The organism is Saccharothrix stipae (assembly GCF_054781895.1).
This window is the reverse complement of record NZ_BAAGTN010000002.1, coordinates 560,661-573,861: the sequence shown is the minus strand read 5'-3', so window position 1 is coordinate 573,861 and position 13,201 is coordinate 560,661. Positions and strand designations below refer to the sequence as shown.

The following is a 13,201-nucleotide window of genomic DNA, read 5'->3' as shown; positions in this document are numbered from 1 at the left end:
TCTACCCGCGGACGCCTCGCAGGGGTCCCCGCCCCAGGGGAACCCCTGCTTTCAGCTTGCCAGAGGGGTACGACAGTTTCGGGCGATGTGCTGGTCCGCCGGTCCGTCACCACGGTGGAGTCGCTCTACGTCGACCGGAGGCCGATCGGTGCGTAACTTCGGTGGGGTGACCTCTGAGCTCCCCACCACCGCAGGCGCCCTCCGCACGGCCGGTTACCTGCCGCGCGGGGTGAAGGCCGAGATCCGGGAGAACCTCCTGGCGGCCCTCCGCGACGGGCGCGACCCGTGGCCCGGCATCGTCGGCTTCGACCGCACCGTGCTCCCCCAGCTGGAGCGAGCCCTGCTCGCGGGCCACGACGTGGTGCTCCTCGGCGAACGCGGCCAGGGCAAGACGCGACTGCTGCGCACCATCGTGGGCCTGCTGGACGAGTGGACCCCGGTGATCGAGGGCGCCGAGCTGAACGAGCACCCGCTCGACCCCATCACCCCCGAGTCCAAGCGCCGCGCCCGCGAACTCGGCGACGAGCTGCCCGTGACCTGGAAGCACCGCGACGAGCGGTTCGCCGAGAAGCTGGCCACGCCCGACACCAGCGTCGGCGACCTGGTCGGCGACGTCGACCCGGTCAAGGTCGCGCAAGGCCGGAGCCTGGGTGACCCGGAGACCATCCACTACGGCCTGCTGCCGCGCTCGCACCGCGGCGTCATCGCCGTCAACGAGCTGCCCGACCTGGCCGAACGCATCCAGGTCGCGCTGCTCAACGTGATGGAGGAGCGCGACATCCAGATCCGCGGCTACACCCTGCGGCTCCCGCTGGACGTGCTGCTCGTCGCCACCGCCAACCCCGAGGACTACACCAACCGCGGCCGGATCATCACCCCGCTCAAGGACCGGTTCGGTGCGGAGATCCGCACGCACTACCCGCTGGAGATCGGCGCCGAGATCGAGCTGGTCCGCCAGGAGGCCCACCTGGTCGCCGAGGTCGGCGACCACCTGCTGGAGGTCATCGCCCGGTTCGTGCGGCACCTGCGCGAGTCCTCCTCCATCGACCAGCGCTCCGGCGTCTCGGCCAGGTTCGCGGTCGCGGCGGCCGAGACGGTGGCCGCGAGCGCCCTGCGGCGCAGCGCCCTGATCGGCGAGAACCCGCCCATCGCCCGGCCGGTCGACCTCGACTCGGTGCCCGAGGTGCTGCGCGGCAAGCTGGAGTTCGAGGCCGGTGAGGAGGGCCGCGAGCAGGAGGTGCTGGTCCACCTGCTGCGCCGGGCGGTCGCGGACACGGCCCGGTCGACGTTCGCCGGTGTCGACCTGCGCCCGCTGGCCGCGCTGGTGTCCGACGGCCACCCGGTGGCCACCGGCGAACGGGTGCACCCCGGCGACCTGCTGGCCGCGCTGCCGGAGCTGCCCGTGCTGCACGACGTGGCGCAGCGGGTCGGCGCGGGCCCCAAGGACCCGGCGGGGCGCATCGCGTCGGCCGTCGAACTGGCGTTGGAATCGCTCTACCTCACCCGTCAGCTGTCCAAGGACACCGACGACGACCGAACGGTGTACGGATGAGCAACTACCGGTACGGCCGGTACGTCGACGGTCCCGACCCGCTCGCACCGCCCACCGACCTGCGCGCGGCCATGGACGAGCTCGGCCGCGAGGTCATGGAGGGCGCGTCGCCCGCCTCCGCGCTGCGCGAACTGCTGCGCCGCGGCCTGCCCGGCACCCGCGGCCTGGACGACCTGACCGCACGCCTGTGGCAGAAGCGCTCCGCCCTGACCAGGCGCAACCGGCTGGACGGCACGTTGCAGGAGGTCCAACGGCTGCTGGAGGAGGCGTTGCGGGCCGAACGGGCCGCGCTGTTCCCCGACCCGGACGACGAGGCGCGGTTCCGCGAGGCCAGGCTGGACGCGTTGCCGCAGTCGACCGCGGCCGCGGTGAGCGAGCTGGCGGAGTACGACTGGCGGTCGCCGCAGGCCCGCGAGTCCTACGAGCAGATCCGCAACCTGCTCGGCCGCGAGCTGATGGACCAGCGGTTCCAGGGCATGAAGCAGGCCATGGAGAACGTCCGGCCCGAGGACGTGCGGCGGATCCAGTCGATGCTGGACGACCTGAACGGCCTGCTGGCCGCGCACGCCGCCGGCGAGGACACGACCGAGCGCTTCGAGCGGTTCATGCGCGAGCACGGCGAGTTCTTCCCAGAGAACCCGCGGTCGGTGGACGAGCTGGTCGACGCCCTGGCCGCCCGGTCCGCCGCCGCCCAGCGCATGATGAACTCGATGTCCGAGCAGCAGCGCCAGGAGCTGTCGGCGTTGTCGCAGCAGGCGTTCGGCAACTCCGGGGTCGGCTCGCAACTGTCCCAGTTGGACTCGCTGCTCCAGGGCCTGCGGCCGGGCGAGGACTGGAACGGCTCGGCGCGGTTCCGCGGCGACAACCCGCTGGGGCTCGGCGAGGGCGCGCAGGCGATGGCGGACCTGGCCGAGCTTGACGCGTTGGCCGAGCAGCTGTCGCAGTCCTACCCGGGCGCCCGGCTGGAGGACATCGACCTGGAGGCGCTGGTCCGGCAACTCGGCGCCGAGGCGGGCGTGGACGCGCGGCGGTTGGCCGAGCTGGAACGCGAGCTGCGGTCGCAGAACCTGCTGGAACGGGCGCCGGACGGCTCGCTGCGGTTGACGCCGAAGGCGCTGCGGCGGTTGGGCGAGACGGCGTTGCGCGGCGTGCTCGACAGCGCCCGGGAGCAAGGGCAGCGGGACAACTCGTCCGCGGGCGCGGCCGGTGAGCTGATCGGGTCGACGCGGCCGTGGCGGTTCGGCGACACCGAGCCGTGGAACGTGCCGCGGACCGTCACCAACGCCGTGCTGCGGTCGGCGGGCGGCCCGGTGCGGCTCGACGTGGTGGACGTCGAGGTCAGCGAGACCGAGCAGCGGTCGCGCGCGGCGGTCGCGTTGTGCGTGGACACGTCCTGGTCGATGGTGCAGGACGGCCGGTGGGTGCCGATGAAGCGCACCGCGCTGGCGCTGCACCACCTGGTGCGGACCAGGTTCCGCACCGACGCGCTGGAGCTGATCACGTTCGGCCGGCACGCCGAGACCGTCGACATCGGGCAGCTGACCGCGTTGGAAGGGGTGTGGGAGCAGGGCACGAACCTGCACCACGCGCTGCTGCTGGCCGGTCGGCACGTGCGCAGGCACCCCGACGCGCAGCCGGTGGTGCTGGTGGTGACCGACGGCGAGCCGACCGCGCACCTGGAGCCGACCGGCGACGCCGAGTTCCACTACCCGCCGCTTCCCCGGACCATCGGCAAGACCCTGGTCGAGGTGGACGGCCTGGCTCGGCTCGGCGCGTCGATCACGGTGTTCCGGCTGGGCGACGACCCCAGGTTGACCAGGTTCGTGGACACCGTGGCCCGGCGCTCCGGCGGCCGGGTCGTCGCACCTGGTGAGGACGGTCTGGGCGCGGCCGTGGTCAGCGACTACCTGAGGTCCCGCAAGCGCCGCTGAGCGGGGAGGTGGCGCGTCCCGGTCGGGTCCGCGCCACCTCGGTGGTCACAGCACGTGCGGGAACGAGCCCCAGCCCCGGCCGATCTGCTCCGGTGGGGAGAGCGCCAGGCCGTTGTTGGGGTAGTAGAGCAAGTTGCCTTCGGCGTTGACGCCGAGGACGTCGGCGTGCCCGTCGCCGCTGAAGTCGGACGCGAAGACCTGGGTGAACGAGCCCCAGCCCCGGCCGATCTGCACTGGCGGGGAGAGCGCCAGGCCGTTGTTGGGGTAGTAGAGCAGGTCGCCTTCGGCGTTGACGCCGAGGACGTCGGCGTGTCCGTCGCCGCTGAAGTCGGACGCGAAGACGTGCTTGAAGGTGTTCCAGCCGTTGCCGATCTGTACGGGTGGGGAGAGCGCCAGGCCGTTGTTGGGGTAGTAGAGCAGGTCGCCTTCGGCGTTGACGCCGAGGACGTCGGCGTGTCCGTCGCCGCTGAAGTCGGCTGCCATGACGTGCTTGAAGGTGTTCCAGCCGTTGCCGATCTGTACGGGTGGGGAGAGCGCCAGGCCGTTGTTGGGGTAGTAGAGCAAGTTGCCTTCGGCGCTCACGCCCAACACGTCCGAGTGCCCGTCACCGCTGAAGTCCGACACCCGTTCGAGGTCCGCCTCGGCCCCGCAGTTGCGGCTGGTCACGTTGCGCCAGGTGCGGGACGCCCCGGTGTAGGTGACACCGGCGAACACCGCCGCGACGCGTTCCGCCCCCGCGAACCCCCAGGTGGCGCTGCCGTCGCCGTTCGCGTCGAAACCCTGCTCGTAGTGCAGGTGCGGGTGGCCGTTCGAGGTCGGGCCGCTCTTGCCGACCCGCCCGATCAGCTGACCCCGCGCGACCCGTGCGCCCACCGCGACCGCACGTGAGTCGAGGTGCAGGTAGGTGGTGAAGTGGCCGCCGCCGTGGTTGATCTGGATCATGTGGCCGGCGTTGTCGTGGTACGTGGACTTGTTCACCGTGCCGGCCGCCGGCGCCAGCAGCGCCGCGCCCAGGGTGCCGACCTGGTTCGGTTCGCGCACCATGTCGAGGGCGGGGCTGTGCGCCCACGTGTCCAGCCGCCACTGCTGCCCGCACTCGAACGGCAGCTGGAACGACGGCGCGGCCTGCGCCGGTAACTCGAAGAGCACCAGCCCGGCCGCGGCGGTCAGGCAAGCGCTCACGACGGCGCGCAGCCGCGCCGTTCTGCCTCGTGACATCCGAGGTCCTCCTCAACGGTCGTGCGGGAACACGTCCCGGACGGGACACACCACCGTAAAGAAGCAACCGGGTATTCGACTATCCGGCGAACGCCCGACAACACCGCCGGCTCAGTCGCGCCGGTCCTCCTTGACCTCGTCCTTGGTCTCGCGCTCCCGCTCGGTCGAGGCCAACGCCTTCTCCGTGGCCAGGTCCGGGGCAACCCGGTGCTTACCCGGATGGGTGAGGGAGAAGTGCGCCTCGTCGCGCATCCGCTCGACCATGTGCGGGTAGTGCAGCTCGAACGCGGGCCGTTCGGACCGGATCCGCGGCAGCTCGGTGAAGTTGTGCCGCGGCGGCGGGCACGATGTCGCCCATTCGAGGGAATTTCCGAAGCCCCACGGGTCGTCGCGCTCGGCCGGGTCGCCGAACCGGTAGCTGCGCAGCACGTTCCACACGAAGGGCAGCACCGAGGCGCCCAGCAGGAACGCCCCGATCGTGGAGATCGTGTTCATCAGGGTGAAGCCGTCGCTGTGCAGGTAGTCGGCGTACCGACGCGGCATGCCGATGTTGCCGAGCCAGTGCTGGATCAGGAACGTGCCGTGGAAGCCGAGGAACGTGGTCCAGAAGTGCAGCTTGCCCAGCGGCTCGTTCAGCATCCGCCCGGTCATCTTGGGGAACCAGAAGTAGATGCCCGCGTAGGTGGCGAACACGATCGTGCCGAACAGCACGTAGTGGAAGTGCGCCACCACGAAGTACGTGTCGGTGACGTGGAAGTCCAGCGGCGGCGACGCCAGGATGATGCCGGTCAGCCCGCCGAGCAGGAACGTCGCCATGAACCCGACGCTGAACAGCATCGGCGTCTCGAACGTCAGCTGCCCCTTCCACATCGTGCCGATCCAGTTGAAGAACTTGATGCCCGTGGGCACCGCGATCAGGAACGTCATCAACGAGAAGAACGGCAGCAGCACCGCTCCGGTGGCGAACATGTGGTGCGCCCACACCGCCACCGACAGCGCGGCGATCGCGAACGTGGCGAAGACCAGTCCTTTGTAGCCGAACAGCGGTTTTCGGCTGAACACCGGGAAGATCTCGCTCACGATGCCGAAGAACGGCAGTGCCACGATGTAGACCTCGGGGTGGCCGAAGAACCAGAACAGGTGCTGCCACAGGATCACGCCGCCGTTGGCGGGGTCGAACACGTGCGCGCCCAGGTGCCGGTCCGCGGCCAGGCCCATCAGCGCGGCGGTCAGGATCGGGAACGCCAGCAGGATGAGGATGCTGGTGACGAAGATGTTCCAGGTGAAGATCGGCATCCGGAACATGGTCATGCCGGGCGCGCGCAGGCAGCACACCGTGGTCACCATGTTGACGCCGCCGAGGATCGTGCCGAGGCCGCTGACCGCCAGGCCCATGATCCACAGGTCGGGGCCGACGCCCGGCGCGTGCACGGCGCTGCTCAACGGCGTGTACGCGGTCCAGCCGAAGTCGGCCGCGCCGCCGGGGGTGAGGAACCCGGCCATCACGGTCAGCCCGCCGAACAGGAACAGCCAGTACGAGAACGCGTTGAGCCGGGGGAACGCCACGTCCGGCGCGCCGATCTGCAGCGGCAGGACGTAGTTGGCGAAGCCGAACAGGATGGGCGTGGCGTAGAGCAGCAGCATGATCGTGCCGTGCATGGTGAACAGCTGGTTGTACTGCTCGTTGGACAGGAACTGCAGCCCCGGCCGGGCCAGCTCGCCCCGGATGAGCAGCGCCATCACGCCGCCGACCATGAAGAACATGAACGACGTGACCAGGTAGAGCAGCCCGATCTGCTTCGGGTCGGTCGTGCGGAACAGCCCCAGCAGCACGGCGCCCTTCGACCGCCGTCGGGCCGCACCCGGGTGGGTGATCACGGGTTCCGGCTTGAGCGCGGTCATGCCGCCTCCCTCGTCCCGACGACGTGAGCCAGCCCACATCGTCCCCCCGTCCGCTGCCGGGGGCAAACGCTCAGCCCGGTTCGGGTGCCTTGACCTGCTGTTCTATCGCGCCCGACGCCCGTTCGAGGAAGCGGAGCAACTCGACCGGGAACGGCAGCACCAGCGTCGAGTTCTTCTCCGCCGCCACCTCCACGATGGTCTGCAACAGCCGCAGCTGGAGCGCGGCGGGCGTCGCGGCCATGGCCGCGGCCGCCTCGGACAGCTTCTTCGACGCCTGGAGCTCGCCGTCGGCGGTGATGATCCGGGCCCGCCGTTCCCGCTCCGCCTCGGCCTGCCGCGACATGGACCGCTTCATGCTCTCCGGCAGCGCCACGTCCTTGATCTCGACCCGGTCGATCTCGATGCCCCAGGCCAGCGCCGGGTTGTCGATCATCAGCTCCAGGCCCTGGTTGAGGCGTTCCCGGTTGGACAGCAGGTCGTCCAGCTCGCTCTTGCCGATGATCGAGCGCAACGACGTCTGCGCGACCTGCAACATGGCGAACCGGTAGTCCTCGACCGTGACCACGGCCCGGACCGCGTCGACCACCTTGAAGTAGACGACCGCGTCCACCCGCACGGTGACGTTGTCGCGGGTGATGCCGTCCTGCGCGGGGATCGGCTGGGTGACGATCTGGAGGTTCACCTTCCGCATCCGGTCGATGCCGGGCACCACCATGGTCAGCCCCGGTCCGCGCAGCACCGGGCGCACCTTGCCGAACCGGAACACCAGGCCCTGCTCGTACTGCTTGACGATGCGGGCGCTGCTCGCGAGCCCGAGCGCGAGGACACTGAGCGCGCCGATGAGGATGTCGAGGATCATCGCGACCATCTCCCAGGTCCCCTGGTGCCGAGGGTACGCCCCCGCGCTTCCCGCAGGGCGGACGTTTCGGCCCTGCTCCGGTGGGCGAGTTAGGGTCGTTGACATGCAGACCTGGTCATATACTCCTGTCCCGCGGGTAGCGGGGGAGCCGCGCCCGTTGCGGCTGTACGACACCTCCGCCGGCGAGGTCAGCCCGACCGCTCCCGGCGTGACCGCCAGGCTGTACGTGTGCGGCATCACCCCGTACGACGCCACCCACCTGGGGCACGCGGCCACCTACCTGGCGTTCGACCTGGTCCACCGGGTGTGGCTGGACAACGGCCACGACGTGCACTACGTGCAGAACGTCACCGACATCGACGACCCGCTGCTGGAACGGGCCGAGCGCGACCAGGACGACTGGGTGGTCCTGGGCATGCGGGAGACGGCGCTGTTCCGCGAGGACATGGTGGCGCTGCGGGTGCTGCCGCCGCGTGACTACGTCGGCGCCGTCGACGCGATCCCCGAGGTGGTCGAGGTCATCGCGAAGCTGCTGGCCGGTGGCGCGGCGTACCGGGTCGACGACGCGGAGTACCCGGACGTGTACTTCGACCACTCGGCGACCGAGCGGTTCGGCTACGAGTCGAACTACGACCTGGAGACGATGAACCGGTTCTTCGCCGAACGCGGGGGCGACCCGGACCGCGCGGGCAAGCGCCACCCGTTGGACGCCCTGCTGTGGCGCGCCGCCCGACCCGGTGAGCCGTCGTGGCCCTCGGAGCTGGGCGACGGCAGGCCCGGCTGGCACATCGAGTGCAGCGCCATCGCGCTCAACCGGCTCGGCATGCCGTTCGACGTGCAGGGCGGCGGCTCGGACCTCATCTTCCCGCACCACGAGTTCTCCGCCGCGCACGCCGAGGCGCTGACCGGCCAGCACCCGTTCGCCCGGCACTACGTGCACGCGGGCATGATCGGGCTGGACGGCGAGAAGATGTCCAAGTCCCGCGGCAACCTGGTGTTCGTGTCCAAGCTGCGGGCCGAGAAGGTCGACCCCAACGCGGTCCGGCTGGCGTTGTTCGCGGGCCACTACCGCACCGACCGGCCGTGGAGCGCGGGCCTGCTGGCCGAGGCCGAGGCCAGGCTGGCGAGGTGGCGCCAGGCCGCCGCCCTGCCGTCGGGACCGAGCGCGGTGGCCGCGGTCGCCCGGCTGCGCGACCACCTCAGCGACGACCTCGACACGCCCCGCGCGTTGGCGGCGCTGGACGCGTGGGCGGCCGAGGCCCTGTCGACCGGCGGCTCGGACCACACGGGCCCGACCCTGTTCCGCGCGGCGGCCGACTCGCTGCTGGGCGTGGAGGTCTGACCGGGGCCTAACCCTCCCTGATGCGCCGAGCGCGCTCATACGCGCGCTTGGCCTCAGCGGGTTGGCCGAGCAGGAGCAGCACGCGTGCCACGCCGAAATGGTGGTTCGCCAGGCGTGGGTGCTTGGGGCCGAAGGCCGACCTGGTGAGCGGGATCGCCCGGCGCAGCAGGGCCATGGCCTCCGCCGGGCGGTTCTGCTCGATCAGCGCGAACGCCAGGTTGTTGAGCAGTTCGGCGATGTCCGGGTGCTCGGATCCCCAGGCCGCCTCGGCGATCGCCAGGGCGCGCCGGTAGTGCGATTCGGCGGTCGTGAACTCGCCGAGCGACACCAGCGCCAGGGCCAGGTTGTTCAGCCGGAGGACGAACCCCTCGCGCCGCTCGTCGTCGCCGTCCATCGCGAGCGCGCGTTCGAGGATCGGCCTGGCTTCGGCGGGCTTGCCGGCGACCCGGATGATCTCGCCGAGGTTGCCGAGGCTCATCGCCAGCTCGACGTCGTCGGGGCTCAAGTTGGCTTCGAGGAGCGAGTGGGCTTGCTCGGCCAGGCGGCGGGCGTCGTCGTGGTAGCCGAGATCGCTGAGCACGGAGGCGTGGTTGCCGATGAAGGTCGCCACCACGGGGTCGTCCGGGGCGAGGTGCTCCATTGCCAGGTACGTGAGGCGCCCCGTGATCAACGCGCCGTCCTGCACCCGGCCGTGGACGCGCAGGTAGGTCGCGGCCTCGTTGAGCAGTTCGGCGACGTGCCCGGCGAGGCCGCGCTGCCCGGCGGGCACGGCGTCCTCGGTCACGGCGAGCACGTGGGGCAGGAACTCCCGCCAGATCGGCCAGAGGTCCGGTGCGGAGCGGATCGAACCCGGAAGGTGGCGGTTCACCAGCTCGACCGCCGTGACGCGCGCCGGTCGGTCGGCCGGCTCCTGCGCGCGGAGGGCCTGTCGGAACAACCGGTGCACGATCGTCAGGTGCCCGGCGGTGCGGTGGACCAGGTAGTGGTCCAAGAGCGCGCTGATCGTGTTGTTCCAGGTGATGGGGTCGGTGACGGCGGCGCGGAGCGGGTCCGGCAACACGTCGGCGTGCCCGGTGAACAGGTCGAGCGGCACGGGTTCCGGGGCCAGGTTCGCCAGCAGGTCCAGCAGCTGCCTGGCGGCCGGGTGCCGGTCGGCCAAGGCGGTCAGCGAGACGTCCCACTGGGACGCCAGCGCGCCGTCCCGCCCCGCCACCCGGCCCTGCTTGATCATCTCGGCGGTGCGCCCGCGGAGCAGCTCGGTGTAGGCGGCGACGGTCAGGCCGGTGGCGTTGACGTAGGCCGCCGCCTGCTCGATCGCCAGCGGCAGGTCCGCCACGACCTCGGCGAGGGCGGCCAGCTCGTGGTCCTCGCCGTCGGGGAGGCGGCGTCGGAGCAGGGCGACGCTGTCGGCGCGGGCCAGGACGTCGAGGTCCAGCACGCCGCCCAGCGCGTCGAAGCCGGCTCGCCTCGTGGTGACGACGACCCTGCCGGGCCCCGAGGGCAGGATGTCACGCAGCACGTCCGCGTCGTCGGCGTTGTCGAAGACGAGCAGCCAGCGGCGCTGTTGCCGCAACGCCGCGTGCACGGCCGCGACGGGATTGCCGCGCACGGTCAGACCGAGGGCGTCGGCGAGCGCGGCGAAGTGGTCGGGGATGACGGCGGGCTGCTCCGCCGGGATCCACCACACCACGTCGAAGTCACCGGCGTGCCGGTGGGCGTACTCGATGGCCAACTGCGACTTGCCGACCCCGCCCATGCCGCGCACGGAGTGCACCGACACCGTGCCGGACGCCTGGTGCAGCGCGGCCAACTGGTCGGTGCGGCCGGTGAAGTGGGGGTTGCGCGGCGGGACGTTCCAGACGTCGGGCAGCGAGCCCGGGAAGCGTGGTGACGCGCCCGGGAACGTCGGGGGAGCGGCGGGTTTGGCGCGTCCGGTGAGAGCACCGCGCACGGCTTGGCGTAATCGCTGCTCGGCGGCGGTCTCCGACAGGCCGAACAGGTCCTCGGAGGTGACCGAACCCAGCAGACCCGGTCGTTCGCAGTCCTCGACGCGCAGGACCAGGAGCTTGCGCCCCTCGCCGAGTGGGTCGTCGCGCCACGCCGCCTGCCACTCCGCCCGACCGTACGCGGAAGACAGGTACGCGGTGGACAGCACGGCGATCGTCCGCTCCGCGCCCTGCACGGCCGTGTGCATGCGGTCGACCCAGCTGCCGCCCGGCACGAAGTCCCATGCCTGCACCAGCACGCGGTAGCCGTCGCGCTCCAGCTCCCAGGCGATCCACTCCGCCCACGCCCGGTCGGCGCTCGTGTACGAGACGAAGAAGTCCCACTCCACCCGTCACCACCCCTTGGCCGCTCATCGTGGCCCAAGGGCGTCGGGTTACCGCAGCGGGGCCGCCTCCCCAGGGGAGACGGCCCCGCCGGGGCAGGTCAAGCTCAGACGTCGAGCGTCCAGCTGTTGATGTAGCCCGTGTCCAGGTAGGCCTGGTCGCGGACGCGCAGCTTCCAGGTGCCCGCGGCGGCCTCGGAGGAGGCGTTCACGGTGAAGGTGCGGTTGATGTTGTCGGCGCTGCCACCGCTGCGGTTGTGCAGGTTGTAGACCGAGCCGTCGGGCGCGACCAGGTCCACGATCAGGTCACCGATGTAGGTGTGCACGATGTTGACCTGCACGGAGGTGGTCGCCGAGGCGTTGGCCGCGCAGTTCAGCGTGATCGGGCTGTTGACGTCGGAGTTGTCCCCGATCGTCACGTCGGTGCCGTTGGTGACCGGGTCGCAGCCGCCACCGGACGACGTGATCGTCCACGAGAAGTTGGCGGTGCCGGTGCGCCCCGCCGAGTCGGTCGCGGTCACCGTCACCGAGTAGTTGCCCACGGTCGTCGGCGTGCCGCTGATCAGGCCCGACGAGCTGATGGACAGGCCGGGGGGCAGGCCGGTCGCGGAGAACGCGTACGGCGCGGTGCCGCCACTGGCCGACAGCTGGAGGCTGACCGGGGTGCCGACGACGGTCGACTGGTTGCCCGGGTTGGTCACCGCCGGGCCGCCGGGGGTGGCGGTGCCGGTGAACAGCAGCTTGTTCGCCGAGCCCGTGCCCGGGCTGGTGATCTTGTCGGAGGTGGCGGCGGCGACGATGGCCGCGTTCACCGTCGGCGGGGTGGCGGTCGGGTTGTCCGCCAGGTACAGCGCCGCGGCGCCCGCGACGTGCGGCGACGCCATCGACGTTCCGCTGATGGTGTTGGTGGAGGTGTCGTTGGTCATCCACGCCGAGGTGATGTTCTGGCCGGGCGCGAAGAGGTCGGTGCAGGTGCCGAAGTTCGAGAACGAGGCGCGCGCGTCGGTGTTGGTCGAGGCGTTCACGCTCAGCGCCTCGGCGACCCGCGCCGGGGAGTAGTTGCACGCGTTGGCGTTGGAGTTGCCCGACGCGACCGCGTAGGTGATGCCCGCGGCGATCGAGTTGCGCACCGCGGTGTCCAGCGCGTTGTCGACGCCGCCGCCCAGCGACATGTTCGCGACCGCGGGCTTGACGGCGTTCTGGGTGACCCAGTTGACGCCGTTCACGACGCCCGCCGTGGTGCCGGAGCCGGCGCAGTTGAGCACCTTGACGGCGATGAGCTGCACGCCCTTGGCCACGCCGTGCGCGGTGCCGCCGACGGTGCCGGCGACGTGGGTGCCGTGGCCGTTGCAGTCGGTGTTGTTGGCGTCGACGGTGTTGGTGCCCCAGGTGGCCCGGCCGCCGAAGTCCGAGTGGGTCGTCCGGATGCCGGTGTCGATGATGTACGCCCGCACGTTGCTCGCGGTCGTGGCGTAGTTGTAGGCGTTGTCCAGCGGCAGGTTGCGCTGGTCGATGCGGTCCAGGCCCCACGACGGCGGGTTCGGCTGGACGGCGTCGATCGAGATCGGCAGGTCGGCCTGGACGAACGCCACCCGCGGGTCGGCGGCCAGGCGCCGGGCCTGGGCCGCGGACATGGTGGCGTGGAAGCCGTTGAGCGCGTGCTGCCAGGCCACCCGGACCTGGCCGCCGTACTTGTCGACCAGCGCGGACGCGGTCGACGCGGACGCGGACCTCGGCGACGCGGAGTCGTGGAGGGCCACCACGTAGGAGCCGGGGACGGCGTCGGCGCGCTCCGCGCCGAGCACGTTGCCCTCGGCTGCCGCGACTCCGACGTTGGAGAGGGCCAGCGCGGCGGCCGACACGGCGGCCAGGCCGAGCGCGGCCAGTCTTCTGGTTGTTCGGGCGTGTCCCATGACGGGGGTTCTCCCTTTGGGCAGGGCTGCGCGACCGTGCCGGGCGGGTGCTCCGGTCGGCCGTGCGATGCAGGGGATGGGACGTCCGCGCGAACGGGGTGGTGCGACCTGGTCACATGCATGGTCGGGACAAAACCCGGTCGCCAGTAGCGCCG

At 71.2% G+C, this 13,201-nt stretch carries 8 protein-coding genes; 3 read left to right on the top strand and 5 right to left on the bottom strand.

Annotated features, from left to right (window positions below):
- Positions 1 to 166: 166 nt before the first annotated feature.
- Together ACYVLT_RS05585 and ACYVLT_RS05580 are read left to right on the top strand one after the other, a co-directional pair.
- Positions 167 to 1,552, top strand: coding sequence for a sigma 54-interacting transcriptional regulator (locus tag ACYVLT_RS05585; protein WP_461119007.1), 1,386 nt, complete (start codon positions 167 to 169; stop codon positions 1,550 to 1,552).
- Entirely contained in the window at positions 1,549 to 3,483 is a 1,935-nt protein-coding gene (locus ACYVLT_RS05580; RefSeq protein ID WP_461119006.1) for a vWA domain-containing protein, read from the top strand. Before ACYVLT_RS05585 ends, ACYVLT_RS05580 begins: the two co-directional genes overlap by 4 nt.
- Before the next feature lie 45 nt (positions 3,484 to 3,528).
- On the opposite strand, the gene ACYVLT_RS05575 is transcribed toward ACYVLT_RS05580, so the two are convergent.
- From ACYVLT_RS05575 to ACYVLT_RS05565, 3 genes are all read right to left on the bottom strand, one after another.
- Positions 3,529 to 4,701: an FG-GAP-like repeat-containing protein gene (locus tag ACYVLT_RS05575; protein WP_461119005.1), complete on the bottom strand. Its 1,173-nt coding sequence runs from the start codon at positions 4,699 to 4,701 to the stop codon at positions 3,529 to 3,531.
- A gap of 111 nt (positions 4,702 to 4,812) precedes the next feature.
- Positions 4,813 to 6,603 carry an aa3-type cytochrome oxidase subunit I gene (gene ctaD / locus ACYVLT_RS05570; RefSeq protein ID WP_461119004.1) on the bottom strand — a complete coding sequence of 597 codons (1,791 nt, stop codon included), beginning with the start codon at positions 6,601 to 6,603 and terminating at the stop codon, positions 4,813 to 4,815.
- A gap of 70 nt (positions 6,604 to 6,673) precedes the next feature.
- The gene (locus ACYVLT_RS05565; RefSeq protein ID WP_461119003.1) at positions 6,674 to 7,462 is read right to left on the bottom strand and encodes an SPFH domain-containing protein; all 789 of its coding nucleotides are present in this window, start codon (positions 7,460 to 7,462) and stop codon (positions 6,674 to 6,676) included.
- Positions 7,463 to 7,565: 103 nt separating this feature from the next.
- Between ACYVLT_RS05565 and mshC the strand changes: the two genes are divergently transcribed.
- Complete coding sequence (mshC, locus tag ACYVLT_RS05560) at positions 7,566 to 8,804, top strand: cysteine--1-D-myo-inosityl 2-amino-2-deoxy-alpha-D-glucopyranoside ligase (protein ID WP_461119002.1); 1,239 nt, start codon at positions 7,566 to 7,568, stop codon at positions 8,802 to 8,804.
- 7 nt (positions 8,805 to 8,811) lie between these two features.
- Here the strand turns inward: mshC and fxsT are convergent, their stop codons facing one another.
- Together fxsT and ACYVLT_RS05550 are read right to left on the bottom strand one after the other, a co-directional pair.
- Positions 8,812 to 11,139 (bottom strand): FxSxx-COOH system tetratricopeptide repeat protein, encoded by a 2,328-nt coding sequence (gene fxsT / locus ACYVLT_RS05555; RefSeq protein WP_461119001.1) that lies wholly within the window; start codon positions 11,137 to 11,139, stop codon positions 8,812 to 8,814.
- Positions 11,140 to 11,240: 101 nt separating this feature from the next.
- Complete coding sequence (locus ACYVLT_RS05550; protein WP_461119000.1) at positions 11,241 to 13,046, bottom strand: S8 family peptidase; 1,806 nt, start codon at positions 13,044 to 13,046, stop codon at positions 11,241 to 11,243.
- Positions 13,047 to 13,201 lie beyond the last annotated feature (155 nt).